The 25,498-nt window shown below is 39.0% G+C and carries 20 protein-coding genes; 8 read left to right on the plus strand and 12 right to left on the minus strand.

The features are described from left to right. Window positions 1-63: 63 nt before the first annotated feature. A complete protein-coding gene (locus tag VXM68_RS03975) occupies window positions 64-384 on the minus strand; it encodes a hypothetical protein (RefSeq protein WP_367210525.1) in 321 nt (106 codons plus the stop codon). Window positions 385-503: 119 nt separating this feature from the next. After that, window positions 504-2,615: a M3 family metallopeptidase gene (locus VXM68_RS03980; protein WP_367210526.1), complete on the minus strand. Its 2,112-nt coding sequence runs from the start codon at window positions 2,613-2,615 to the stop codon at window positions 504-506. 168 nt (window positions 2,616-2,783) lie between these two features. Here VXM68_RS03980 and VXM68_RS03985 point away from each other — a divergent pair, with 168 nt between their 5' ends. After that, window positions 2,784-3,860 (plus strand): DUF4407 domain-containing protein, encoded by a 1,077-nt coding sequence (locus VXM68_RS03985; RefSeq protein WP_367210527.1) that lies wholly within the window; start codon window positions 2,784-2,786, stop codon window positions 3,858-3,860. Window positions 3,861-3,950: 90 nt separating this feature from the next. Here the strand turns inward: VXM68_RS03985 and rmuC are convergent, their stop codons facing one another. Next, window positions 3,951-5,273, minus strand: coding sequence for a DNA recombination protein RmuC (gene rmuC / locus VXM68_RS03990; RefSeq protein WP_367210528.1), 1,323 nt, complete (start codon window positions 5,271-5,273; stop codon window positions 3,951-3,953). Between the two features lie 213 nt (window positions 5,274-5,486). Continuing rightward, complete coding sequence (locus VXM68_RS03995; protein WP_293957217.1) at window positions 5,487-6,674, minus strand: formimidoylglutamase; 1,188 nt, start codon at window positions 6,672-6,674, stop codon at window positions 5,487-5,489. Between the two features lie 105 nt (window positions 6,675-6,779). Between VXM68_RS03995 and VXM68_RS04000 the strand changes: the two genes are divergently transcribed. The 5 genes from VXM68_RS04000 (at window position 6,780) to VXM68_RS04020 (ending at window position 14,900) form a co-directional block, all read left to right on the plus strand. After that, window positions 6,780-7,751, plus strand: a complete 972-nt coding sequence (locus VXM68_RS04000; RefSeq protein ID WP_293957218.1) for an NAD-dependent epimerase/dehydratase family protein — start codon at window positions 6,780-6,782, stop codon at window positions 7,749-7,751. Window positions 7,752-7,923: 172 nt separating this feature from the next. Beyond that, window positions 7,924-9,216 (plus strand): HAD-IB family phosphatase, encoded by a 1,293-nt coding sequence (locus VXM68_RS04005; protein ID WP_293957219.1) that lies wholly within the window; start codon window positions 7,924-7,926, stop codon window positions 9,214-9,216. Window positions 9,217-9,298: 82 nt separating this feature from the next. Then, complete coding sequence (locus tag VXM68_RS04010) at window positions 9,299-9,883, plus strand: hypothetical protein (RefSeq protein ID WP_367210530.1); 585 nt, start codon at window positions 9,299-9,301, stop codon at window positions 9,881-9,883. Window positions 9,884-10,174: 291 nt separating this feature from the next. Continuing rightward, the gene (gene mfd, locus VXM68_RS04015; RefSeq protein WP_294348508.1) at window positions 10,175-13,510 is read left to right on the plus strand and encodes a transcription-repair coupling factor; all 3,336 of its coding nucleotides are present in this window, start codon (window positions 10,175-10,177) and stop codon (window positions 13,508-13,510) included. 199 nt (window positions 13,511-13,709) lie between these two features. Further along, window positions 13,710-14,900 carry a PLP-dependent aspartate aminotransferase family protein gene (locus VXM68_RS04020; RefSeq protein ID WP_367210531.1) on the plus strand — a complete coding sequence of 397 codons (1,191 nt, stop codon included), beginning with the start codon at window positions 13,710-13,712 and terminating at the stop codon, window positions 14,898-14,900. An 82-nt stretch (window positions 14,901-14,982) separates the two neighbouring features. Here the strand turns inward: VXM68_RS04020 and galK are convergent, their stop codons facing one another. From galK to VXM68_RS04045, 5 genes are all read right to left on the minus strand, one after another. Continuing rightward, window positions 14,983-16,134 (minus strand): galactokinase, encoded by a 1,152-nt coding sequence (gene galK / locus VXM68_RS04025; RefSeq protein ID WP_367210532.1) that lies wholly within the window; start codon window positions 16,132-16,134, stop codon window positions 14,983-14,985. Next, window positions 16,106-17,185, minus strand: coding sequence for a UDP-glucose--hexose-1-phosphate uridylyltransferase (locus VXM68_RS04030; RefSeq protein ID WP_367210533.1), 1,080 nt, complete (start codon window positions 17,183-17,185; stop codon window positions 16,106-16,108). Before VXM68_RS04030 ends, galK begins: the two co-directional genes overlap by 29 nt. A 67-nt stretch (window positions 17,186-17,252) precedes the next feature. Beyond that, complete coding sequence (locus VXM68_RS04035) at window positions 17,253-18,527, minus strand: metallophosphoesterase (protein ID WP_367210534.1); 1,275 nt, start codon at window positions 18,525-18,527, stop codon at window positions 17,253-17,255. A 12-nt stretch (window positions 18,528-18,539) separates the two neighbouring features. Next, a complete protein-coding gene (hemH, locus tag VXM68_RS04040) occupies window positions 18,540-19,574 on the minus strand; it encodes a ferrochelatase (protein WP_294185098.1) in 1,035 nt (344 codons plus the stop codon). A gap of 91 nt (window positions 19,575-19,665) precedes the next feature. Further along, window positions 19,666-20,514: a 4-hydroxy-3-methylbut-2-enyl diphosphate reductase gene (locus VXM68_RS04045; protein WP_294185097.1), complete on the minus strand. Its 849-nt coding sequence runs from the start codon at window positions 20,512-20,514 to the stop codon at window positions 19,666-19,668. Window positions 20,515-20,793: 279 nt separating this feature from the next. Between VXM68_RS04045 and VXM68_RS04050 the strand changes: the two genes are divergently transcribed. Then, window positions 20,794-21,213, plus strand: a complete 420-nt coding sequence (locus VXM68_RS04050; protein WP_209578426.1) for a nucleoside-diphosphate kinase — start codon at window positions 20,794-20,796, stop codon at window positions 21,211-21,213. Window positions 21,214-21,356: 143 nt separating this feature from the next. Here VXM68_RS04050 and ybeY read toward each other — a convergent pair whose 3' ends face one another. Next, window positions 21,357-21,785 (minus strand): rRNA maturation RNase YbeY, encoded by a 429-nt coding sequence (gene ybeY / locus VXM68_RS04055; protein WP_046671590.1) that lies wholly within the window; start codon window positions 21,783-21,785, stop codon window positions 21,357-21,359. Between the two features lie 48 nt (window positions 21,786-21,833). After that, on the minus strand, window positions 21,834-22,247 hold the full coding sequence (gene ruvX / locus VXM68_RS04060) for a Holliday junction resolvase RuvX (protein ID WP_209578422.1): 414 nt from the start codon (window positions 22,245-22,247) through the stop codon (window positions 21,834-21,836). A gap of 630 nt (window positions 22,248-22,877) precedes the next feature. Between ruvX and def the strand changes: the two genes are divergently transcribed. Continuing rightward, window positions 22,878-24,104, plus strand: coding sequence for a peptide deformylase (gene def / locus VXM68_RS04065; protein ID WP_367210535.1), 1,227 nt, complete (start codon window positions 22,878-22,880; stop codon window positions 24,102-24,104). A gap of 226 nt (window positions 24,105-24,330) precedes the next feature. Here def and VXM68_RS04070 read toward each other — a convergent pair whose 3' ends face one another. Beyond that, window positions 24,331-25,449, minus strand: coding sequence for a clostripain-related cysteine peptidase (locus tag VXM68_RS04070; RefSeq protein WP_367210536.1), 1,119 nt, complete (start codon window positions 25,447-25,449; stop codon window positions 24,331-24,333). Window positions 25,450-25,498: the final 49 nt, after the last annotated feature.

The following is a 25,498-nucleotide window of genomic DNA, read 5'->3' on the forward strand; positions in this document are numbered from 1 at the left end:
GCCTGTTGTCAACGCATAAGGAAAGAGAGATGAAACACAAGCGATGCAACAGGACTTTTTACGTTAATTATTCAGCATTCCATAAAACTCGTTCATGTAATAAGATTCTTGGAGTGCATCTCGAAAATTTTGCCATTGTTCCTCGTCAAATGAAAATACAATATCTGGATAGGGTGTCTTCATGATCAATCGAAATTCGCCGTCCGGAAAAGAACTAAAAAAGAGCTCATCACCCGCAGTTCGCGCCATATTCAAAAAATCAACAAACTTATTCCTTGTAAATGTCAGTACAAAACTTTGTTGCCAGATGTAATAGGTTTGACACTTGAGACAAACACTGATATGGGTATTCCCTCTTTGGCTTAGTATCTTCGTATCACACATATCTATTTATTTAGACTTGTTATAAATAATATTCAAATGTAAGAATAGTTTTTATAATAACAAGTGCATCAACAAAAAAAAGGCGATATATTTCTATATCGCCTTTTAGTTATTAAAGATTAGTTTAAACCTCTCTTCTTCAATAGAAATTTTGGATCTGGATCCGCCCCCCTAAACGTGCGGTACATTTTGGCAGGGTCATCTGTACCGCCTTTTTCAAGAATGTTTTTGCGGAAAGAATCTGCTGTTACCTGATCGTACAATGATTTTTCCTTGAAAGCTGCAAAAGCATCCGAGTCTAATACTTCAGACCAAATATAGGCATAGTAACCGGCTGAATATCCACCTGCGAAGATGTGTTGAAAGTACGTGCTTCTATAGCGTGGGATAATCGCATCAATAATACCTATTTTTTTCATTGCTGCTTTTTCAAAACCATTGATGTCTTTTGAAATCTGCTTGGTCGCAGCATGGTAATCCATATCTAACAACGCGGCAGAAAGATATTCAACGGTTGCAAATCCCTGATCAAAAGTACCGGCCTTTTCCATTTTCTGAATCAATGAATCTGGCATTGCTTCTTTGGTTTTATAATGCTTAGCATATGTTTTTAACACCTCTGGGTCAGCTGCCCAATTTTCCATCACCTGCGAAGGCAGTTCAACAAAATCACGTGGTACGGAAGTCCCGGCCATCGATCTGTACCTCACATTGGAGAGGAGCCCATGTAACGCATGCCCAAATTCGTGAAACAGCGTAGTAGCCTCATCAAATGTTAAAAGTGCTGGATTCTTTCCTACTGGCTTTGTAAAGTTACATACGATAGAAATTACTGGCGCGACGCGTTTTCCGTCTTCTGTTGACTGGCTACGATAAGAGGTCATCCAAGCTCCACCGCGTTTAGACTCGCGCGGAAAGAAATCAGCGTATAGAAGACCTAAATGTGAACCGTCTTTATCTTTTACTTCATATACTTCCACATCTTTATGATACGTTGGGACATTGTTTAAAGCTACGAATGTCAAACCGTACAATTTATTAGCTACACCAAATGCGCCTTCACGGACGGCAGGCAAACTTAAATATGGTTTAATCTCATCCTCATCCAAGGCAAAACGCTTTTTGCGAATAATCTCGGTATAATATCTCCAATCGTAAGGTGCAACTGCAAAATCCCCACCTTCAGCGGCTATTTCTTTCGCAATATCTGCTTCCTCACCTTTTGCTTTCGCCAACGCTGGACTCCATAACTTATTTAACAACGCGTATACATTGGCTGGATTCTTGGCCATGGACTCCTCCAGCACATAGGCTGCATGGGATGAATAGCCTAACAATTTTGCTTTCTGAAGACGAAGGTTGACAATTTTTTGAATAATTGCTTTGTTATCGTTTGTATTATCTTGATTTCCGCGAAGCTGATATGCTTCCCAAAGCTGCTTTCTCAACTCGCGATTTTTTGAATATTGTAGGAAAGGCATAATGGAAGGATTCTGTAAAGTGAAAACCCACTTGTCCTTCTTACCTTTTGCTATGGCCTCCTCTGCAGCCGCTGTTTTCAACGACTCTGGCAATCCTTCCAATTGACTAGCTGAATCAACGACGAGCATATACGCATTTGTTTCAGCAAGCAAATTCTGTCCGAATTGGGTTGTTAATGTTGAAAGTTCAGCATTAATCTTTTTCATTTTTTCCTTATCGGCATCTTTAAGATTTGCTCCAGAACGTACAAAGCTCTTATAAGTTTCCTCCAGGAGCTTATTATCCTGTTCATCAAGTCCCAATGTATTTCGACTACTCCATACGGTTTTAATACGGTCGAATAATTTACTATTCATCGAGATTTCATCTGAATGACTGGATAAAATAGGCGCTAGATCTTTTGCTATTGCCTGAATACTGTCATTTGTATTGGCGCTATTTAGATTATAAAATACAGTAGATACATTGTTCAACAACCTACCTGCATTTTCAAGTGCAACTATCGTATTTTGAAATGTTGCTTTATCCGAATTATTGACTATTGTGTCAATTTCCAAATTGTGTACTTTTAAAGCTTCATCAAAAGCTGGCCTAAAATCCTCTGTTTTGATCTTGTCAAAAGGAGGGACATTAAATGGGGTCTCATAAGCCAATAAAAGAGGATTATCTGTCATCACTTTTTTTTCCTCACAACCAACAAATGCAGTTGCCACTATCGCAAAGAAGGGCAAAAGTTGTCTTTTCTTCATATTATCTGATTATTCCTGTTATTTTTCAAAGATAATAAAATTAGACAAATGAATGGCTTCGAACGCGCACTGTAAAATGAGGAGGGAAAAACGTCATCCTATTGTAAAACAAAAACTTATTCGCAATCTTGTTAAAAATAATATGTCAATTTGAGTAAAAATATTTTAATGAGCGATATTAACCGTTTCTTTTGGAGATGTGCCGGAGTGCATCAAGAAACTCTTGAAAAATATCCAGAAGAACATAGTAAGTACACAGCCATAGGTGCTACTATTTTTTTCACGGGATTATTTGCCAGCCTTTCTGGTGGCTATGCCATGTATTTTGTATTTAGTGGGGGAGCATTTGACTGGCTATTAGCCCTTGTATTTGGTATCATTTGGGGATTAGCGATATTTAATATGGATCGCTATATTGTCCTGAGTATAAATAAATCGAAAAGTGGCGTTATGCAACTGTTACAGGCTCTCCCTCGAATTCTATTGGCTATTTTGATTGGATTGGTAATCTCAAGGCCATTAGAGTTAAAAATCTTTGACAAAGAAATCCGGGAAAACCTCCGAGTACGGTTTCTCGCCGATCAACGCGCTAAAATCGACACGCTCAACAGTACTTTCAATAAGAAATATGCCAATGAGGTTTCGCTTTTAAAAGCGATTACGGTCGAACGGGATTCATTGGAAGCCAGTATTAAAAATGATCGTACAAAATTGAATTACGAGATATTCGGGAACAAAACAACTGAAACATCCGGTGTCATGGGATATGGCCCTTATGCCAAAATGAAAGAAGAAGAGCTGAAGAAAAAAGAGAGCTATTTGGACACTTTACGGAACAAGATAACGACCCAACAAAATGCAATACGTCAGAAACAGAAATTTGAAGGGATATTAGACCAAAAAGTCTTATCCAACGCTTCGCTGGACAGCGCTGTCAATGTCGCTGGTTTTGCAGACCGTAATTCTGCGCTGGGCAATCTAAGGTACGATGCCAATGGAAAGGTCAACGAATCTAATGCAAATGCTGTGTTTTTTATTGCGCTGCTTTTTGTCTTCCTCGAATGTCTTCCGGTAATCGTCAAGCTCTTGGCAGGAAAGGATCCTTATGACAACGAAGTCCAAAACCAAAGAACTATTCATGATTACGAATCAGACACCAATGTCACTGTTCAAAAAGAAGCTGTAGATCGTTTAAAGGATACCTATGTGGATGTTTCCATCAATAAACGGATGAAAGAGCTTTAGCAAAACCTCTAGCATAAGTTAGCAGAGCAGGCTTTGCTTTGCACGGTTAAAAATTATAAACGGGCTTACCTTTCGGCAAGCCCGTTTTTGTTAATCTTCCCCATCTAAAAATTTGGAATCGATCTGTTTATTTGCTTTGGCTCCTAAACGTTTTAATTTCTCCACTTTTCCGATCACGTTCCCAGCGCCTGTAGAGAGCTTTTTAGTTGCATCTTCATGGCTTTTTAATGCGCGCTCCAACTGATTTTGCACCTGTTCCATATCGTTCAGAAAGCTCACAAATTTATCGTAGAGGCTCCCTGCTTCTTTCGCTATTTCAATTACATTCCTGGTCTGACGTTCCTGTTTCCAGATACTGGCGATAGTACGCAATGTCGCCAACAATGTCGAAGGGCTAACGATGACAACCTTACGATCCCAAGCATCGCTGAATAGATCCGGTTTTTCAGCGACGGACATACTCAATGCAGATTCAATCGGCATAAACAGCAGGACAAATTCCGGCGATTCTATACCATATAACTCGTGATAGTTTTTTGCGGAAAGTTCTTTCACGTGATTTTCCACAGACTGTACATGTTGTTTTGCGAAAATTGCGCGGTCCTCGTCCGTCTCAGCATTGACCCAACGTTCGTAGGCAATCAGCGAAACTTTTGAATCCACAATCAGATGTTTATCTTCAGGAAGGTCGATAATCGCGTCGGGTTGCATTCTTCTTCCTTCGGCATCCATCAGAGAGACCTGTAATCTAAATTCGCGATCGCGCATAAGTCCCGAACGCTCCAAAACCCGCTCTAAAATTACCTCACCCCAATTGCCCTGCTTTTTGGTATCCCCTTTTAATGCCTTGGTTAAGCTATTGGCTTCGTCTTTAATTTTAAGACTCTGTTCGACCAGCTGAAGGACAACTCCCTTTAAAGAATTTCTTTCCGCGGCCTCTTGATTGTAATTTTTATCGACTTTCTCTTCAAACAATTTGATTTTTTCCTTCAATGGATCCAAGATCAAGCCCAGTGAACGATGGTTAGTTTCTGTAAATTTCTGTGTCTTTTCTTCCAATATTTTATTGGCTATAACCTGAAATTCATTATTGAACTGTCGTTTGATTTCGGCGATTTCATTCTTTTGCTCTTGGTATTTATCAAGCTGCGCTTCATAAAATGAACGTGTACTTTCTAAAGAACGTTCGGCAATCAAAAGATTTTCTCGTTCCTTTTCCAGTTCATTTCTTAGCATCGAACGCTCTTCCAACAAGCTTTGCTCCCGCTGTTGGGATCTAGCGAGTTCAATTTTCAGTGTTTCCACTTCTTTACTGTATCCAGGCCCAATAGTGGCTTGGTTATTCCTTTTTAGCACCAAGACAATCAAAATGACTAACAACAAGACGATTCCTGCGAAGAAAACTATTTCCATGATTTGTATTTCTTAAGATGGCTAAAATTATCCTTAATCATATTTTGCCATCACGTTTAATTACATATAACTGACCATACCCTAAGGGTTGAGCACGATTGTAAAGAGCAATAAAGTTTAGTCGTTTATCAGTGCACACAGCGTGTCAACAATTTTCATAATCGAAGTTGCCCTCTATCGGAAAGTATAATTGCGAGATTTCATTCAAAGCCATTATTGCAATTTTTGATGTGTTTTCCACCACAAGTCGGGCATTTCGCCAGAAATCGCCAATTGGTAGTCCTCATACCGGCATGGGACTAGATAATAGCGTTCATTGACCGATTTTGAACCAAAATAGGGAACTTGAATCCACCAACGGTCTGATTTTTTACTCTTTACAAAGACCAACTCGTGCGCTTCGTGTTCCAGTGTCGTACGATAGATGATATAAGATGATTTGGGATACAAAGGCGTATCTTGCTTACGGTTATAGTAGCCATCAATAAAGCACCATATCATTTGAGATACTAACATCGCTGTTTGCTCCATTGGATCAAATGTTGGATTGAATTCATAAAAACCAATGGAAGAACATTTATCTGACATCCCAGCATAACGTGCAAGTTGGCAAGCTTCATCGCCATATAAGCCATTCGGAATCGCATTGGCATTCCCTGGCGCTTCGGAAGATCGAATAGCACCAATGTCAAAGCTAATGAGGTCGGCTGCGCGAATGAGTGGCTCTGATTGATCCATTTTACCAGCAATCATCCCTACTCGTGTTGCGTTGAAGAATAGCTTATCATACATATTAATAGATTCTTTACTGACGAGATAGGTCTGATAGGCTATGGAATTCAAATTAAACAAATAGTCTGGCTGATGTAGAATAATATGATTTACATAAGAGCGAGAGGTTAAGCTTACATTTTCAGCATTTTCCTGATCAATATCAAAACGTGCATCGATAACCGCTAGTTCTATTTTCCGTTCCAAATTTTGATACCCCAAATATTGGGCATAAGTAAGATCCTGCCCTCCTCCAATGATAATGGGGACAATATTTTCTTTCACCAACTCTTCAACTACGGATTTTAAAGCAATATAGGTGTCTTGAATTGTATTGCCGGCTTTGATATTTCCCAGATCAACGATGTTCATCTTATAATCTCCCTGATAGAGCGCATATAGATGTTTTCGTACAGCATCTGGCGCTTTATCTGTTCCGTTATTATTCAGTGAAGCCCGGTCTTCTTCTACCCCAACAATAGCTAAGTGTGGCTTTTTATCTCCTTCCCAATTTGGGAATTCTGATTCATAGGCTTGAATAACGTTTCCTAATTGAGAACTTAAGAAGCCATGCTCGGGTGCAAAACTTATAACTGAAATTGGACGAAAGAATACGGACAGTGATGACATAAGCTATAATTTGTAAAATATCTAATTTTTCAAGATACAATTCACACAAATATCCATTTATTAACTAACTTTTGAAAACATTATTTTTAACAGTATCTTTATCAAGTGATATTAATAACTGGAGGAACAGGTTTTTTAGGGTCTACACTAATTAGGCAGTTGATAGACCAAGGAATTGACGTAATTGCCATTAAAAGAGCTCAATCGACTATTCCTACCCCGTTGTTATCTTCTTCTTTGATTCAGTGGATCGACGCAGATATCAACAACTATTTTGAACTCGAGGATGCTCTCGAAGGGGTCAACAAAGTGTATCATTGTGCTGCAATGGTTTCCTACCAAAAAAAGGATGCTAAATCACTCTTTAAGGTGAATGTTGAAGGTACGACAAACGTAGTCAACCTTTGCCTTGAAAAGGGCATTCGTCTCTTACATGTAAGCTCTATTGCCGCTTTGGGTACAAATAGGAACAACATTCCTGTATCCGAAGAAGATCAATGGGAACACAATTCACTGACATCTAACTATTCGCTATCCAAATATCAGGCAGAGATGGAGGTGTGGCGCGGTATAACAGAAGGTTTGAATGCAGTTATTGTGAATCCTTCTTTAATTTTAGGAGCCTCCGCTAGCGATAAAGGCTCTGGAGCTATATTTTCGAAGATCGATAAAGGCTTACGATTTTATCCTACAGGAAGCGTTGGCGTTGTTGATGTAGAAGACGTTGCTTCAATCATGATTCAGTTGATGGAAAAAGAGGATGTTACTGCGGAACGCTATATCATCAATAATCTGAATATTAGCAACAAAGATCTTTTGAGTGTGGCAAGTGTATTAATGAACAAGCCTGAACCGACAATCGAAGTGTCAGAAACGATGCTTCAAATTGCGTCTACAGTATCCAGCTTGCTTTCCGTATTTAAAAAATCAAATGCAACCTTAACAAAAGAAACGGCAGTTGCTTCCAGCGCTAAATTGCAGTATTCCAATGCTAAAATCCAAGCACTTCTTAATCACAGTTATCGCCCTTTGGAACAAACCTTAAAAGAAATTGCAGCATTATATAACAAACAGTAAACTATAACATATTAACAACCAAACCTTGATTCATCGTGCGTAACAGACATCCAATAACGATCCCCTAACTAGTTTTTATTTCCTTTAATCAATATTTTTTAAGGGAAATGCCGATATGGGAGATCAGTATTTGGATGCATTATTCACCATTGTTTCATAAAAAAATAATACAATGAAAAACTACTACATCATTGATTTTGATAGTACATTTACGCAAGTAGAAGCGCTTGATGAACTTGCACGAATCTCTTTGGAAAATCATCCCGATCGCGAGGCTATCTACCTGGAAATCGAGCGGTATACCAATCTCGCGATGGAGGGTAAACTATCTTTTCGCGAAGCTTTGGCCGGCCGCGTAAAACTCTTAAATGCCAATAAAACTCATCTAGATAAACTTGTTTCACATCTTAAAAAGAAGGTATCAACTTCTTTTTCGCGAAATCGTGAATTCTTCAAAAAAAATGCTGATACCGCATGGATTGTTTCAGGTGGTTTTAAAGAGTTTATAACACCTGTCGTTACCCCTTACCATATAAAGACGGAAAATATCTATGCCAACACATTCAGATTCGATGAAAAAGGCAATATTATCGGTTTTGACGAAGAGAATCCACTATCAAATGAAGGTGGAAAAGTGCAATTATTGAGACAATTAAAAATTGAAGGAAAATTATTTGGCATAGGCGACGGATATTCCGACTTCCAATTAAAAGAGTCGGGGTTAATTGAAAAGTTTTTTGCATTCACTGAGAATATTCAACGTAAAAGCGTGACTGATAAAGCCGATTTCATTACACCAAGTTTTGACGAGTTCCTGTATGTCAATGATCTTCCCCGTGCAATATCCTATCCCAAGAATCGTATCCTATGTTTGATCGTGGGCGATGTACCAGAAATAGCAGCGCATATCTTGAAAAGAGATGGCTTTTCAATTCGGATAAAGGATACCATTGAAGAAAAGTATATCAAAGATGTCGGTATGCTACTATTGGGCGGCAATATTGACATCAGTGATGAGCTGCTTCAGCAGGCTGACAAATTAAAAACGATCGGGTATTTGGGCGATATCAAAGGTCACATCAATAAGGAGATCTGTAACGCCAAAGGTATTGTCGTTTTCGACGACAAGAAAAATAAAAAGAAGAATTCAGAGTTTATTCCTCGTCGAATGGCTGAATTTATTAATAATGGCGACACGTACCTTAGCCGTAATTTTCCGAATCTGATTCTACCCAAAGTGAAACAGGTAACCAGATTGCTCCATATCCATAAAAACGTTCCTGGAATCATGGCACAAATCAACAAGGTATATGCTCAAAACAACATCAATATTGTTGCCCAATTTTTAATGACCAAAAGTGACATCGGATATGCGGTAACAGATATACAAGGAGAATACGATAAAGATCTTTTGAAACAACTCAAACAGATCGAGAATACAATAAAATTTAGAATCTTATATTAAACGATTGCTATAATTCAGGCTCCCCATATCGGTGCCTGAATTATATTTTCAACCGCTCTCTTTCACATAAAAAAAACGCGTTATGTCCTTACATCAGGATCCCGAATTAAAGAAGGCTGTTCTTGACTTGCCACAAAAGGAGAAAGACAAGCTTCTCGTACGTCTGATAAGCAAGGACAAAATGCTGATCAAACAATTGCATTTCCAATTATTGGAGAATGCAGATGACTTGGAGGAACGTATTGAAAAACTACGCAAGCAATTGGCACAACTGTTCGATACTAGTGTAAGCCAAATTGGCAATACGCCCCATCACAGTAATTTTATTGGGCTCAGTAAACTTGTCAAACAGGCTAGTGGCCTAGTCAATGAACACGAAAAAGTCACTAAGGATAAAGTTAGTGAGGTGGAATTTCGGATCTATATCCTGAAAAGAACGATCGTGGATTACGACAGACTTTTTGATTCCTCTTATCAATCTGCTGCGCACAAATTACATAAATATATCACAGGGCGTATAAAGCATGCGGTCGGCAAATACAGTAAACTTCATGAGGACTTTCAGTTCGACTATCGGGAAGATTTCCAAAATACATTGAATGCCTTTGGTAATACGACGCTAAAAAGCTATATTAGTGAACAGAAGATTGATATCGACCTAAGTTAATTATGAGAAATAGCAAAAACCGCGTTAAAATTGGATCCTTCCACGTTACTGCTTACGAGCAATATAAATTAATTTATTTAGCTACATTGCTAGTTTTACTCGCTTTCGCCTATACCTTTTACCTGGCGAGATAACGTTCGTCAAGACTCATCGGTTAGTTAATCTAGTCCGGACAAAAACCACACCCTTATCACGAGCAGACCTGCTATTTTTTTACCAAAAAATTTAGCACTTCATACCTAATACTTAATAGTATTTCGCTAAATTCGCAATTATTCGAAATTTTTGCTCGTGGGAATTCAAGAAATATTAGAAAAATACAGTCAAAGCGAATCCGTCCAGTCGCTAACCAAGGCTATGCAATCCAAAAATCCGAAGATTCAGCTTAAAGGACTTATTGGCTCATCTGATGCATTTATAGCGGTATCTTCCTACAACTTACAGGAACGTCCAATGGTGTTTATCTTACCGACCCATGAAGACGCATCTTATTTTTTAAGCGATCTGGAAAGCCTGCTGGATAAGCAGGTCCTTTTTTTTCCTTCGTCTTATCGAAAAGCATTTGATTTTACTCAGACCGACTCTGCCAACGTATTGCAGCGTGCAGAGACTTTAAGTTCGCTTAATCATACCTCAGAATTACCTAAAATGGTTGTTACGTACCCTGAGGCCATTGCGGAGAAAGTAATCAACCGAAGTGATTTGGATAAGAATACGTTGGAAATAACAGAGAATACTGCTTTAAGTATTGATTTCATCAATGAATTCTTGATTGAATATGATTTTGATCGCGTAGACTTTGTGTATGAGCCTGGACAGTTTGCGATACGAGGAGGCATCGTAGACATTTTTTCTTTTTCGAACGATCTTCCTTACCGTATTGAATTCTTTGGCGACGATATTGAAAGCATACGGACATTTGACATTGAGTCGCAGCTTTCCGTCAAAAAGATCCACAAAGTAACCATTGTTCCTAACGTTCAGGCTAAATTCTTGACATCACAGCACATTTCGCTGCTAGAATATATTGATCAGGGCGCCACGATCTGGATAAAAGACGCTCAATTCACTTTAGATATTGTAAAAGATGGGTTAAAGAAAGCGGAAAAATTATGGGTGGGGCTAACAGATAAGCAGAAAAAGGATAATCCCGAATGGCATAACCCAGCCCATGAGTTTACAGATGAGAAGAATCTCAATGCCTTATTCTTTGAATTCCCGATCGTCGAATTCGGCAAACAATTCTTTTATAAAGCAGAGAATACCTTTAAGTTCGATATCCATCCGCAACCCTCTTTCAATAAAGATTTTAATCTTTTAATCCATAATTTCAAGGAGAATGAAGACCAACGCATCCAAAACCTTATCTTTTCAGATTCAACGAAACAGGTTGAGCGTATTTATACCATTCTAGAAGATCTTGACAAATCGGCAACCTTCATCCCGATTCATAAAGCCTTACGGGAGGGCTTTAGAGACGACAGTTTAAAACTGGCATGCTATACGGATCACCAAATATTTGACAGGTATTATAAATACAAACGTAAGAAGGCTTACGAGCGTTCGCAGGCAATTACGCTGAAGGATTTACGGGATCTCAAACCAGGTGATTTTATTACCCATATTGACCACGGTGTCGGCCGATATGGAGGTTTGGAAAAGGTAGATGTTAACGGTAAATCTCAGGAAATGATCCGTCTGATCTATGCAGATAATGATCTTTTGTATGTGAACATCAACTCCTTAAACCGAATATCAAAATATTCTGGAAAAGAAGGTACGGTTCCCAAAATGAATAAATTGGGCACGGATGCATGGGACAAACTCAAGAAGACAACCAAGAAAAAGGTAAAAGATATTGCGCGTGACTTAATCATGCTCTATGCCAAACGCAAAGCACAGCACGGAAATGCTTTTTCACCCGATAGCTACTTACAGAATGAATTGGAAGCCTCCTTTATTTACGAGGATACGCCCGATCAGGAGAAAGCTACTGCCGATGTAAAAAAGGATATGGAATCGCCACATCCAATGGACCGATTGATCTGTGGGGACGTCGGGTTTGGAAAAACGGAAGTTGCCATCCGTGCGGCTTTCAAAGCTGTAGCAGACAGTAAGCAGGTTGCCGTACTCGTACCGACGACAATCCTTGCACTGCAGCATTTCCGTACATTTTCGGAGCGACTGAAAGGTCTTCCATGCAATATAGACTACATCAATCGTTTTAAAACGACCAAACAGATTAAAGATACCTTAGCAAGGCTTGCCGAAGGAAAAATAGACATTATTATAGGCACACATCGTCTTGTGAGCAAAGATGTTAAGTTTAAAGACCTTGGCCTGATGATCATTGATGAAGAGCAGAAATTTGGCGTTGCCGTAAAGGAAAAATTGAAAGTTATGCGTGCGAATGTAGATTCGCTGACACTGACAGCAACACCTATTCCAAGAACATTGCACTTTTCATTGATGGGAGCCCGCGATCTGAGTATCATCTCTACTCCGCCGCCCAACCGGCAGCCTGTACAGACCGAACTCCACGTTTTCAATGAAACACTGATTGGAGAGGCCGTCAGTTACGAACTTGATCGTGGTGGACAGGTATTTTTTATTCATAATCGTGTCGCAGATCTTCCGCAGCTGGGCAATTTGATTCGCAAGCTGGTTCCGGGAGCACGGGTAGGTGTTGCACATGGCCAACTTGAAGGCGATGAGCTTGAGGATGTGATGCTCAAGTTTATCAACCATGATTTCGATGTCTTAATTGCAACTACGATTATTGAAGCGGGTCTTGATATTCCAAATGCCAATACGATCATTATCAATCACGCGCATATGTTTGGCCTGAGCGATCTACACCAAATGCGCGGTCGGGTTGGTCGTTCCAATAAAAAGGCCTTCTGTTATTTACTAAGTCCGCCATTGTCGACTTTAACGTCGGAAGCCTATAAACGACTTTCGGCAATAGAAGAGTTTTCGGAACTGGGCTCTGGATTTAATGTTGCCATGCGCGATCTGGATATACGTGGTTCAGGAAACCTCCTAGGCGGTGAACAATCGGGTTTTATTGCCGAAATTGGTTTTGAAATGTATCATAAAATCTTAGACGAGGCAATTCAAGAACTTAAAGAAGACGAATTTTCGGAAGTATTCGCCGATGAAAAAGAACGAAAATATGTGTCCTTTACACAGATTGATACCGACCTCGAGGTATTAATTCCCGACGAATATGTGACAAGTATTACGGAGCGATATAATCTGTATACCGAACTGTCCAAACTGGAAAACGAGCAGCAATTGACAGCCTTTGAGCAGGAGCTTGAAGATCGCTTTGGTCCTATTCCACGTGAAGTATTTGAATTATTCAATACACTCCGTTTGCAGTGGTTTGGTAAAACGATCGGCTTCGAAAAAATAGCTTACAAAAAACAGACGCTGAAAGCTTACTTTGTCAGTAATCCTAAATCAAGCTACTTTGAGTCAGACCAATTTGGCCGCGTATTGTCTTTTGTACAAAACCATCCAGAGATCAGCAACTTGAAAGAAGTTAAAGGCCAGCTCCGTTTGGCGTTGAACAATGTGAATACCATTGGATATGCACTGAACCTCTTGAGAGAAATGTTATAAGATATTTAAATCTCCAAGGTATAAATAAAATCTACTCCTTCTGTAGATTTTATTTATATTTGGTGTGCAGGAAACGCCTTATTCATTCCGACTAGCACCAAAAGTACTTCCACACAAATGGAAATTTACTTACGCTCGCTATTGAGGAATCTTCGTATGGAGGATTAAGGCATCATAAGCATCAATAAACACCATTAGCATGACAAGCAATACTGAAACGATCCTCGTTCATGAAGGACAGCAATTCAACCAGACATCTGCAGTAACCACTCCAATCTATCAGACATCAACCTACGTTGCAGACCCAGATCCAATGGAGTATATTAAAGCCGCTACCGAACCAAAGCATCCTTATTTTTATCATCGCCATGGCAATCCAACGAATAGTCAAGTGGCTACCATCTTAGCGAAGTTGGAAAAAACAGAGGATGCACTGGTATTTGCAACTGGTATGGCAGCGATCAGTACGGCCATATTGGCTATCGTTAAATCGGGAGATCATATTGTCGCACAACACGCACATTATTCCGGAACGGCTATTTTCTTTAAGGAATTCTTAACGGATTACGGCATTGCAGTTACTGCTGTGGATCAAACGGATATTTCAGCTTTTGAAAATGCCATTCAGACAAATACCAAGCTGATATATATAGAGACTCCATCCAATCCCAATCTCTATATCACTGATCTCAAAGCGATCGGAGAACTCGCCAAAAAGTATGGGATTCAGAGCATGGTCGATAATACCTTTGCGTCCCCCATTAACCAAACACCAACAGATTTTGGAATTGATGTGGTTATCCATAGCGCTACGAAATATTTGGGCGGACATAGCGATCTCACTGCAGGTATCGTATGTGGCACGCGAGACTATATTGCGGGTGTATGGAAACGGTCTGTCGCTTTAGGTGCATCACTTGCACCGCTTGACTCGTGGTTATTGTTACGCGGATTGAAAACGCTAAGTCTACGGGTCAAACAGATCAATACAAATGCGATGAAGCTGGCCGAATTTTTGGATCAACATCCAAAAATCAAAAAAGTCAGTTACCCTGGATTACCCAATCATCCACAACATGAGCTTGCAGCGCAACAGATGAAAGGCTTTTCGGGCATGCTTTGCATTGATGTCGAGGGTAAAGATGAGGAGGAGGCATTTTTAAATGCACAGAAACTCATCAATGGTTTGCAGATATTTATCAACGCTGCTAGTTTGGGTGGGGTTGAATCCCTTATTGTACATCCTGCGAGTATGTGGGGACGCCATCATACAAAGGAACAGAAAGAAGCTTCGGGAATCACACTTGGAATGCTACGCATCTCCGTTGGGATCGAACATATCGATGATTTAATCGCCGACTTAAAACAAGCTTTGGACCAGATTAACTAGGGTCTATTCATGAGATCGTTATCGCGGATAACAAAAAAAGGGGATAACATGAACTTGCTATCCCCCCTTTAATACGATCCAATCACAGTACACGAGTACCATCGGCAATCCTGACCTGAATCACCGAAAGATCTTTATCAAATTTCTGCTTGTACTCCTTTTCGAGTGTTGGCAAAATGGAAGGCAATACCCCCTCTTTAATAATATTGATGGTACAGCCGCCGAAGCCGCCGCCCATCATTCGGGCTCCGATCACTTCGGGAAACTGCTTGACATAATCTACTAAATAATCTAGTTCTGCACAACTGACTTCATATACTTTGCTTAAACCTTCGTGGCTTTCGAAAATATATTTCCCCAACTGAACAACATCGCCAGAACGTAGTGCATCGCAAGATTTCTCTACACGCTCATTCTCACGGACAACAAAACTTGCTTTCGCGTAAATATCGGCATCTTTTTCTTTCACCAATTCATCTAGCATCCCGACAGTTACGTCACGCAAGTTTTTGACTTCAGGGTATTTCTCCTGTATCCATGCAGAAGCCTGCTCGCACTGCTCTCGGCGTGTATTATAAGCGGTGGATGCCAATGAATGTTTTACGTTAGTATTCAATAATACAACTTCATATCCTTTCAGATCTAGCGGGACATACTCAAATCCTAACGTACGGCAATCTAGCTTAATAACATTTTTTTCTTTACCAAAAGCCGATGCAAACTGATCCATGATACCACACATCACGCCGGCATATGTATGTTCAGCCTTCTGCGCAATCTGAGGAATATCAAGTCGCTCTATCTGCAGATTGAACAATTCGCTGAGGGCCAAGGTTACCGCACATTCAACAGCTGCCGAAGATGATAAGCCTGCTCCTAGCGGCACATCTCCATCGATATATAGATTAAATCCACTTAATGCTGCCCCGCGTTTCTGATATTGATCAACTACTCCGAGGATATAGTTTGGCCAGTGTTTTTCTGAGATTGCAATCTCTGCTAGTTTTACCTCATGACGTTCTTTATAATCTTCCGCATAAAGCAAAATGTTATCATCCGATCGCTTACTTACAGCAACATAAATTGCCTTATCAATCGCTGCAGGCAATACAAAGCCATCATTGTAATCGGTATGTTCGCCGATAATATTAATGCGTCCAGGGGAAGAAACTACAAGCGGTTCTTCTTGATAGTGTTCTTTAAATTTATTTACTATTGTATCCTTTGTTATCATCTTGTTTAGCTTTATAATGTACTGTCGAACAATTTCGCAACTGTTCAGCGGCAACTTCTGGTGTAATATCACGTTGGGGGTTTGCTAACATCTCATAGCCGACCATAAATTTTTTCACTGTTGCAGAACGCAGCAATGGTGGATAGAAGTGCATATGCCAATGCCACTCGGGATGGTCGCCGTCATTCACTGGAGACTGATGCATTCCAGCGGAATAAGGGAAAGATGTCTTGAAAAGATTGTCGTAACGTGTCGTCAAAAGCTTGAGTATAGCTGCAAAATCGGCCTTTTCTTTATCGTCAAATCCTGCAATGTTTTGGATAGAGCGTTTGCTGACAATCATCGTCTCATAAGGCCAAGCCGCCCAAAAAGGAACTAGAGAAACAAATGAATCATTTTCGTCGATAATTCGTTCCTGCTTTCTTAGTTCGGCTTTAATATAATCTGACAGGATGGTGCGCTGATATTTATCGAAATAGTTCTGCTGCTGAACACATTCTTTTTGAATTTCTACAGGCAAATGGTTTTGTGACCAAATCTGTCCATGTGGATGGGGGTTACTGCACCCCATAATTGCACCTTTATTTTCAAAAATCTGAATGTATTTAATCCATTCAACCTTGGAAAGATCCACAAACTCTTTTTGCCAAAGATCCACTACAGCTTTTATTGCCTCCTGGTCCATTTCTGGCAGAGTGAGATCGTGGCGGGGCGTGAATGCAATGACTTTACAGATCCCTCTTTCAGTCTCTGCGACAAACAATTCGTCCTCATTAAATTCCTGGTGGCTTGTGTCTTTTAATAAAGCTGAAAAATCGTTCACGAAAACGAAGCTTTCTTTATAGTCTGGATTGATATCGCCATCTGCCCGTTGATTGGTGGGACACAAATAACATTTCGGATCATATTCAGGTCTGTTATCTCCCGGGAGATCTTCCACTTGTCCTTGCCATGGTCTTTTACTACGATGGGGAGACACAAGTACTTTTTCCCCGGTAAGAATATTAACGCGTGTGTGGGGAGAGTCCCCAAAGTTTAAAGTTGATTGCATGTCATGTATAACTGGTGTACAGAATACACAATTATAGCTATATTAACTGAAAAGTCAAAGGGGATTTTTATGCTTTAAACTTCGGGTCCTGCGCTTTTAACAATTCGAATATGGTAATTTCAGGAAGAATGCCAACACGTCCTGGATAACCTAAAAAGCCATAACCAACATTGACATATAGTCGTTTGTTTTGTTTTGCGCGATACAGTCCCGCCCATTCTTTATAGATGTACTGTACCGGACTCCATTGCAACATTTCAGACCTGACACCAAATTGCATACCATGCGTATGACCGGCAAACATCACATCCACATCTGTATCCAATACCTGAGCACGCCAATGAGAAGGGTCGTGCGATAACAATAACTTAACAGGCTGTTCTTCGGTGCCCATTAAAGCTTTCTGAATGTCACCATGCTTCGGAAAACGACCTGTACCCCAATTTTGAACACCTACGATACAAAGTTCTTCCCCATCTACTTTAATTTTACGATTTTCATCCATTAAAAGATCCCAGCCCATGGTTTTATGAACATCGATCACATCTTGTAGGTTCTTACGTTTCGCAGGAGAATCTTCTTTACCATAATAATAGTCGCCATAATCATGGTTACCCAATGTAGAAAATACGCCTAAATCAGATTTTACACGCGCGAAAATATCTTGATAACCGCGCATTTCGGAAGCTTGTGCATTCACAATATCTCCAGTAAAAAACGTCACATCAGCCTTTTCTTTCAATAGCATATCAATCCCTCCGTTGACAGCCTTCTTATTGTAAAAAGATCCAGAATGCACATCCGATATCTGCGCTATCGTGATGCCGTGAAATGCCCTGGGCAAATTAGGCAAATACAAAGGAACCCTTCTGACACGATAATCGTAAGCCCCTGAAATAATACCCCAGCTCAGCGGGATCAAGGGCGAGGCGCCAACTAGAATACCTGCTTTGGTCAAAAACTCAGATCGGCTAATTCCTTTGACTGGATTTTCTGGCAAAGGATCACCGGCGTTTTCAACCAAATCATCGACCGATTTCTTTTTTATAAAAAGACGTTTTACCCATACACCGCCACGTCGGATATCATCAATTAACAGAATCAAAAAGAAAAATATCTTGGATGCCGCCGTTAGAAAAAAGGCGACCAAGATAACAGATCTTACGATTAAAGGAATACTATATTTTGCGGAGATAAAAACACCCAGTAGAAGCAAAGCAGAATAAGACCACCAGAGGATTGAAAATACTTTTGTTTTGGGGAACTTAATCTTCGTAGCACGGAGCGCAAAGAAAATATAAAAATCTAACAGGAGTAATACACACGCGTTTATTAACAACATCTTTTACCGGTTTTAATTTTTGGCATTGAGTGCCATTTGTTTTAAAGATTCAATCCATTTGGGGTCATCATTAAGACTTTCTACCAAACACACCTCTTCTCCACCCAACTGCTTAAATTCATTAGCATATTCCACGCCAATTTCATCAATAGTTTCGATACAATCCGCTACAAAGGCAGGACTGAAAATTAATAATTTCTTATATCCTTTGGCGGCAAGATCATGCAATAAATCGGAAGTATACGGTTGTATCCAGGGTTCTTTACCCAAACGGGATTGAAAGCATTGCGAATATTGCTCCTTTCTTAAACCTAGTTTGGTAGCAATAGCGCGTGTTGTTGCATAACATTGAGAAAGATAACAGTATGAATTAACTGTAACTTTACAGGACTCGCAGCCTGATTCGGGACATTTTAGCTGACCTGTAGGATCAACTTTTCCAAGCTGCCGCACAGGAAGGCCATGATAACTAAAAACAAAATGATCAAAACTTTCTAAATCATGCCTGCGGGCATGATCTGCGTAGGTCTCTACCATTAATTCATTCGTACAAAAATTGCTGACAAAACTGATTTCTGGCAAATAATTCCATTTGCGAATTAATTCCATAACACGGTCTATCACTGATCCCGATGTGGCTGAGGCATATTGAGGGAATAAAGGGATGACCCGAATAGATTCCAACAATAGACCTTCCATATTTTTCAAAGCAGACTCAATCGATGGATTCTGGTAGCGCATCGCTAATTCCACATGGTATTCATCTCCCAACGCTTTCTGAAGCAGGTCACGCTGCAGGACACTATAATGCATTAAAGGTGACCCAGTTTCTTTATCCCAGATCGATTCGTATACCTTGGCGGATTTTGGAGCACGTGTCAGTGCTATAATTCCTTTTACCAACAACGTTCGTTGGACGTAAGGGATATCAATTACACGCGGATCCATTAAAAATTCCGTTAAATATCTTCTAACATCAGGAGTAGTGGGACTATCAGGTGTACCCAGTTGTACCAAAAGAATACCTTTTTTGCCTTTATTGCTCATAGCTTACAAAGCTACACAAAAAGAATACACCAAGAATACACCCAGGATCTAAACCTTAGAATTATGAAATATCTGTGACGGGTAATTGCTCTTATAGGGCTTCTAAAGTTGACTTCACATCTTTCATCAACCACATTGGCGTTGATGTGGCGCCACAAATACCAATACGATCATTCTCAGCAAAGACCGATGCATCCAATTCGGCTGGATCAGAAATAAAATAACTAGCTGGATTTGCCTTTTGACAGACTTCAAAAAGCACTTTTCCATTGGACGATTTTTTGCCTGACACAAAAACGATTTTGTCATATTGTTTGGCAAAAGCTCCAAGATCTTCATATCTATTGGACACTTGGCGGCAAATAGTATCATTTGCCTTCACTTCATACCCACGTTTGATAAGCTCGTCTTTGATTGCATAAAATTTATCCACACTTTTTGTTGTCTGGCTATATAGTGTAAATGAAGATGGCAACTCGACTTGATCCAGCTCGGAAATATCCTGAAAAACCAGGGCTTCATTATTCGTCTGCCCCTGCAAACCAATCACTTCAGCATGTCCATGCTTACCGAAGATTAAAATTTTCTCCTCTTGATCGAACGACGTTTTGATACGGTTCTGCAGCTTGAGCACCACTGGACAAGAGGCATCTATGAGGGTAATGTTGTTTTCCAAAGCAATACGATAGGTCTCTGGCGCCTCTCCGTGGGCACGGATCAATACCTTTTCATTGCTCAAATTGGGAAGAGCAGCATGATCGATAATTCGGAGACCTTTTGCTTTTAATCGAGTAACTTCCTCATCATTATGAACAATATCTCCCAAACAATAAAGATAACCATCCTCTTCTAAGATCTCTTCCGCCATATCAATAGCGTATACTACTCCAAAGCAAAAGCCTGAATCCTTATCGATGTCTACTGTTAGATTTAATGCCATAATATCACAAAGTTACATATTCATATTGAACTTAGATCAATTGTTCTTTTACTTTTCTACAATCCATAAATTGTAAAGCTTGTTACCAGCTGCGCAAAAAAGACAATGGTGACGGATCAGAAAGAAACATTTATCTCAACACCAATAGCGATCGGAAGTGACACACAAAGATTTCAATCGTAAGAACCTATTGAGTTTATCAAGAATTGTGTATATCTGAATCGTAAGGATATTGCATATGAAATGCAATTTATCTAATTTTGCATAAAAATTAAAATAATGGCAACTAACAGAACTTTTACGATGATCAAACCTGACGCTGTAGCGAATGGTCACATCGGTGCAATCTTAAACGATATCATTGCTGGTGGTTTTAAAATCATCGCAATGAAATACATTCAACTTTCTAAAGAGACAGCTGGTGCATTTTACGCAGTACACAAAGAGCGTCCTTTTTATGGTGAATTGGTGGAATTTATGACCTCAGGTCCTATTGTTGCTGCCATCTTGGAAAAAGACAATGCTGTTGAAGATTTCCGTACACTGATCGGTGCAACTAACCCTGCTGATGCGGCTGAAGGCACAATCCGTAATAAATATGCAAAATCAATCGATGCAAACGCTATTCATGGATCTGATTCAGATGATAATGCTGCTATCGAGGGTAACTTCTTCTTCTCGCAATTTGAAAGATTTTAATCTTTAGAACAACATAAAAAAAGGTCTTTACAAAATTTGTAAAGACCTTTTTTTAGTTTTGCCCTCCACTCTCTCGACAAGCTCCAGCGTTCAATTCCGTTCTCATACCAGTAGTCGCAGTTTAAAAAGCCGCGTAGGAATCTTTAAAAGTTTCTTTTACCAAGATACTCATCCTCTTTGGCGGTCATCTTGGCTTTATCTGCCGGTTTTTTATCGGGATAACCGCACAGGTGCATGACACCATGAATAATAACCCGGTGAAGCTCGTCACGCACATCAACCTTAAACTTTTCAGCATTCTCCTGAATACGCTCCACACTAATAAAAATATCGCCGGCGATGGTGTCATCATATTCGGAAGAATCAAAAGTAACGATATCAGTATAGGTGTCGTGATTTAAATATTGCTTATTGATTTCAAGCAAGTAAGCATCCGAGCAAAGGATAAAGCTCAATTCGCCAACACGTTTAAATCCTTCTCCTTTGATGGCATCAGCAATCCATTGGCGAATCTTTCCCTTTTCTTTTAATTTGAAATCCGTATCCTCGGTAAAAAATAATATGCTCTTCATCCTTCTATTTTTTATTCATTCTTGTTTGACGTATTAGTCGTTGTGTATCTAAAAATTGCGGCTATCCATGTAGCTTTGCAAAATGATTGTTGCAGACACGGTATCAATCAACCCTTTCTGTTGACGGTCCTTCTTTTTTTTCCCACTTTGCGCGATCGCCGCAGAAGCCATTTTAGAAGTAAAACGCTCATCTATTTCAGCAACAGCAATGGCTGGATAAGTCTTTTTCAGTTTTCGAATAAAACCGACAACATGCTGTGCGGATTCAGAGTCGGTACCATCCAACTGACGCGGCTTGCCGACAACAAAAGTTTCTACCTGCTCTGTCTGTAAATACGCTGCTAGAAATGTCCAGATATCCTCCGGATGTACAGTCGTCAATGCCGTCGCAATAATTTGCATTGGATCGGTCACTGCAACCCCTATTCGTTTTGTACCGTAATCAAATGCCATCAGTCTCATGGATATGTTTTTTTTACAAAAGTACAATTTAGATATGAGTATTGGGAGATATATGCATGAAGTTCCATTTATACGTTAACAAAATCGGATTAAATTACTTACACTAAAATAACGTTCTTATGTGTCCTATTTAGTTTCACGTTTACTTAGGTTTAATTTAGGGTTTAGTTAGGGTTAGTTTAGGTATAGTATAGGTAAAACCTAAGCAAACCCTAACTAAAATCTAACTTATAGCCATACAAATCCTAAGGTAATGTAGAAACATACAGATCTTTATTATACCAGTATATACCTCATCAAATCCCAATGACGATTTTAGGCTTGGAGACATCGATCTTGAGAGCGAAATTGACTCACTGGGCAAATGAACACAGCTATTGCATGGAAATGGATAGTTGAATACGTCAAATTTCAACTCATTAAGATTGGGCACAACGGTGTTAAACAATGAAAAACAACGTTTTGAATAGTCGAAATCAAGTAATAACTTTGATTGTCGATTTTGCTACGACAAAAGATATTGATTTTTGAAACTATAATCTCTTCCTTTACGCTTAGTCAAATTCTAATGTTGGCAAGAAGTGGCACAGTATTAAATCATAAAAATCGGACAGAAAGATATTTAAACAAATGAAAAGAACACTTGTCGCCAGTTTCCTGTTGGCCTTATGCTTAAATACGCATGCACAAACTAAATACGAGCAATACATTACCACTCTTCGTGAAGAAAAAGCCGCTGAATTGGCGAAAGAACAATATGGTCCATTGAAATCAGATCAAGTGGCATTTTTGGATTACTTTCCTGTAGACGTCAGCTACAAAGTCAAGGGCAAAATTGATATTCTGTTTGATGAACCAGTTTTTCGGATGCCGACCTACGACGGCACAAGCAATGAATACAAAAGATACGGAATCATAACATTTATCCTTCAAGGTAAAAAACGTGTACTGAATGTCTACCAAAGCGTCGCATTATTTCAAAACCCAGCATACAAAAAGCATTTATTTTTGCCATTTCTAGATTTAACAAATGGCCAGGAAAGTTATAGTGGTGGCCGATATATTGATCTATCCACAGAAGATATAAAAGGAGACAACGTTGAGATAGATTTTAACAAAGCATATAACCCCTATTGCGCTTATAGTAACGGTTACCGTTGTCCGGTTCCCCCAGTTGAAAACAATTTAGAAACAAAAATTATGGCAGGAGAAAAAGCATTTCATCAGTCAAAAAACGAAAGGCCGGTCAATCTTAATGCAGGCCAGGAATTCAGTGCTGCCGACAAGAAAATCATTTCATCTGGGGGTGAAAATGAAATTCTTCGTGTATTGCAGACAACGGACGAAAAAGATCTGAAAGTTTTAAAAGCGACAAGCACTGATGTCAAATACAACGACCCATTGATTGAATCACTTTCCAAAAGAATGTTTGCGACGGTACGTGATCCCAATCACCCTGGAGTAGGCATCGCTGCGCCACAAATCGGTATAAATAAAAATCTAATCTGGGTACAGCGATTTGACAAACCAGATCAACCTTTTGAGTTCTATATCAATCCTAAAATTCTATGGCGCTCCAAATTAAAACGTACGGGTGCCGAAGGTTGCCTTTCTATTCCTAACCGTAAAGAAGACGTATTGAGGAGTTACGCGATCCGCTTGCAATACATCAATAAAGAAGGGAAAGTGATCGAAGAAAATATCGAAGGCTTTACTGCTGTTATTTTTCAACACGAAACCGATCATCTCTTCGGGATCTTGTTTCCGGATCGACTCGAAGAGCAAAGTCAAGAAGCATACTCCCCATTAAATGATAAGATTGAGTTTTCTATCAAGCCCAGCACATTGATGCCGTAAACACTTATCATGTGACGTACATTTATTACCATAATTCAATAGAGGACACTATCTGGTATTTTTCTCCACGAGTTAAAATTCATTATGATAAATAAAGACGAACTTCTGTGCAGAAAGTATGAAAACTACGCTTAAATTACATAATTCACACATGAGAAAGTTAAAATCATGTAATTATCACATAGATTAAAAGCCCGCCCCACGTCGATGAAAGGCCTTTACTATCTTATAGAATATTAGTGTAAAATTGTGATATCCCACTATCCTGATAAAAAGAATATGATTTATAATAGTTATTGTAGAAAATGTTTTTTTTATTTTTAAAAGGATAGTAAATACTTAATCCACAGAAATTGTTAACTCTTTTACCATTAAATGCAACAGTATATCGCTTATAAAGAACCAGTTCTTCTAATTTTGGCTTTACTTTTTTTATGTCGATAGTACTTGCTTTTATTAAGTCTAGGAAGTCGTAAGCTTCTAAATCAATATTGTCATCAAACACTAATTGTTGAACGCTTTTAATACTGATATTTTCCGCTAAATGATCTATGAATAAAGGTTTAAGATAGGCAGTAAATTTCTGAATTTTTGATAAGTCAATTAATGCAACATTAGCAGATTTATACTTATCCTCTAAAGATTCGTAATAATTTACATACTCGTCACAAATAATTTTCAAGTCATCCACTCCTCCAAACAACCTGTTAGCGATTTTTTCATATGGAAATCCATAGGAAATAACTTCAGATGGAGACGCTACAACATATTTTGCACTATTCCGAATTTCATGAAGAACCTCAATACTGGACATATAACAAGCATCAAAAATGATATATTCGAATTTTATATCTTTTAATGAGTTTTTAAAATCTCTAATTTCCAATTCTTGATTTTGATCTAAACCAAACGATTTGAATTTTACGGTGGTGGGCGGATACCAAGCGGTCGCATGCGAAGATAAAATAAGAGAGTACTTTGTTGATGGATATAATTTTTTCACGTCCGATAATACTTCTTTTAGATGGCTGGGATCAGAAGCATTCCTATTTTGGTAAACCTTTATAGTGTCGCTATTAATAGAACTCATCTTGCTATTTCTTATTTCTAATATATATGAAAAATTATCGCTGTTTTTTATATAAACTAGAATCTTTTTACCTTTTATGGGTGTATATCCTTTTTGCAATTTGACAATAGCGTTTTCGATGTCATATCGTAGGTTATTATTCCCAGACATATAGAATATTGATATATAATCATTTAAATCTCCCTGCTCCTCATTATTTTTACCGCAAGAGAAAAATATTAGAAAAATGAGAATAAGATAATATAGTCTTGACATTTAAATTTGTATATTTAAACATTATTTATTAACGCAAATATAAATTTAA

This window comes from Sphingobacterium sp. R2 (assembly GCF_040760075.1).
Classification (GTDB): Bacteria; Bacteroidota; Bacteroidia; order Sphingobacteriales; family Sphingobacteriaceae; genus Sphingobacterium.

Bases quoted from the DNA above. Each gene is read 5' to 3' on its own strand.
- VXM68_RS03975 (WP_367210525.1), bottom strand. From the start codon at position 384: ATGTGTGATACGAAGATACTAAGCCAAAGAGGGAATACCCATATCAGT.
- VXM68_RS03980 (WP_367210526.1), bottom strand. From the start codon at position 2,615: ATGAAGAAAAGACAACTTTTGCCCTTCTTTGCGATAGTGGCAACTGCA.
- VXM68_RS03985 (WP_367210527.1), top strand. From the start codon at position 2,784: ATGAGCGATATTAACCGTTTCTTTTGGAGATGTGCCGGAGTGCATCAA.
- rmuC (WP_367210528.1), bottom strand. From the start codon at position 5,273: ATGGAAATAGTTTTCTTCGCAGGAATCGTCTTGTTGTTAGTCATTTTG.
- VXM68_RS03995 (WP_293957217.1), bottom strand. From the start codon at position 6,674: ATGTCATCACTGTCCGTATTCTTTCGTCCAATTTCAGTTATAAGTTTT.
- VXM68_RS04005 (WP_293957219.1), top strand. From the start codon at position 7,924: ATGAAAAACTACTACATCATTGATTTTGATAGTACATTTACGCAAGTA.
- VXM68_RS04010 (WP_367210530.1), top strand. From the start codon at position 9,299: ATGTCCTTACATCAGGATCCCGAATTAAAGAAGGCTGTTCTTGACTTG.
- VXM68_RS04020 (WP_367210531.1), top strand. From the start codon at position 13,710: ATGACAAGCAATACTGAAACGATCCTCGTTCATGAAGGACAGCAATTC.
- galK (WP_367210532.1), bottom strand. From the start codon at position 16,134: ATGATAACAAAGGATACAATAGTAAATAAATTTAAAGAACACTATCAA.
- VXM68_RS04030 (WP_367210533.1), bottom strand. From the start codon at position 17,185: ATGCAATCAACTTTAAACTTTGGGGACTCTCCCCACACACGCGTTAAT.
- VXM68_RS04035 (WP_367210534.1), bottom strand. From the start codon at position 18,527: ATGTTGTTAATAAACGCGTGTGTATTACTCCTGTTAGATTTTTATATT.
- hemH (WP_294185098.1), bottom strand. From the start codon at position 19,574: ATGAGCAATAAAGGCAAAAAAGGTATTCTTTTGGTACAACTGGGTACA.
- VXM68_RS04045 (WP_294185097.1), bottom strand. From the start codon at position 20,514: ATGGCATTAAATCTAACAGTAGACATCGATAAGGATTCAGGCTTTTGC.
- VXM68_RS04050 (WP_209578426.1), top strand. From the start codon at position 20,794: ATGGCAACTAACAGAACTTTTACGATGATCAAACCTGACGCTGTAGCG.
- ybeY (WP_046671590.1), bottom strand. From the start codon at position 21,785: ATGAAGAGCATATTATTTTTTACCGAGGATACGGATTTCAAATTAAAA.
- ruvX (WP_209578422.1), bottom strand. From the start codon at position 22,247: ATGAGACTGATGGCATTTGATTACGGTACAAAACGAATAGGGGTTGCA.
- def (WP_367210535.1), top strand. From the start codon at position 22,878: ATGAAAAGAACACTTGTCGCCAGTTTCCTGTTGGCCTTATGCTTAAAT.
- VXM68_RS04070 (WP_367210536.1), bottom strand. From the start codon at position 25,449: ATGTCAAGACTATATTATCTTATTCTCATTTTTCTAATATTTTTCTCT.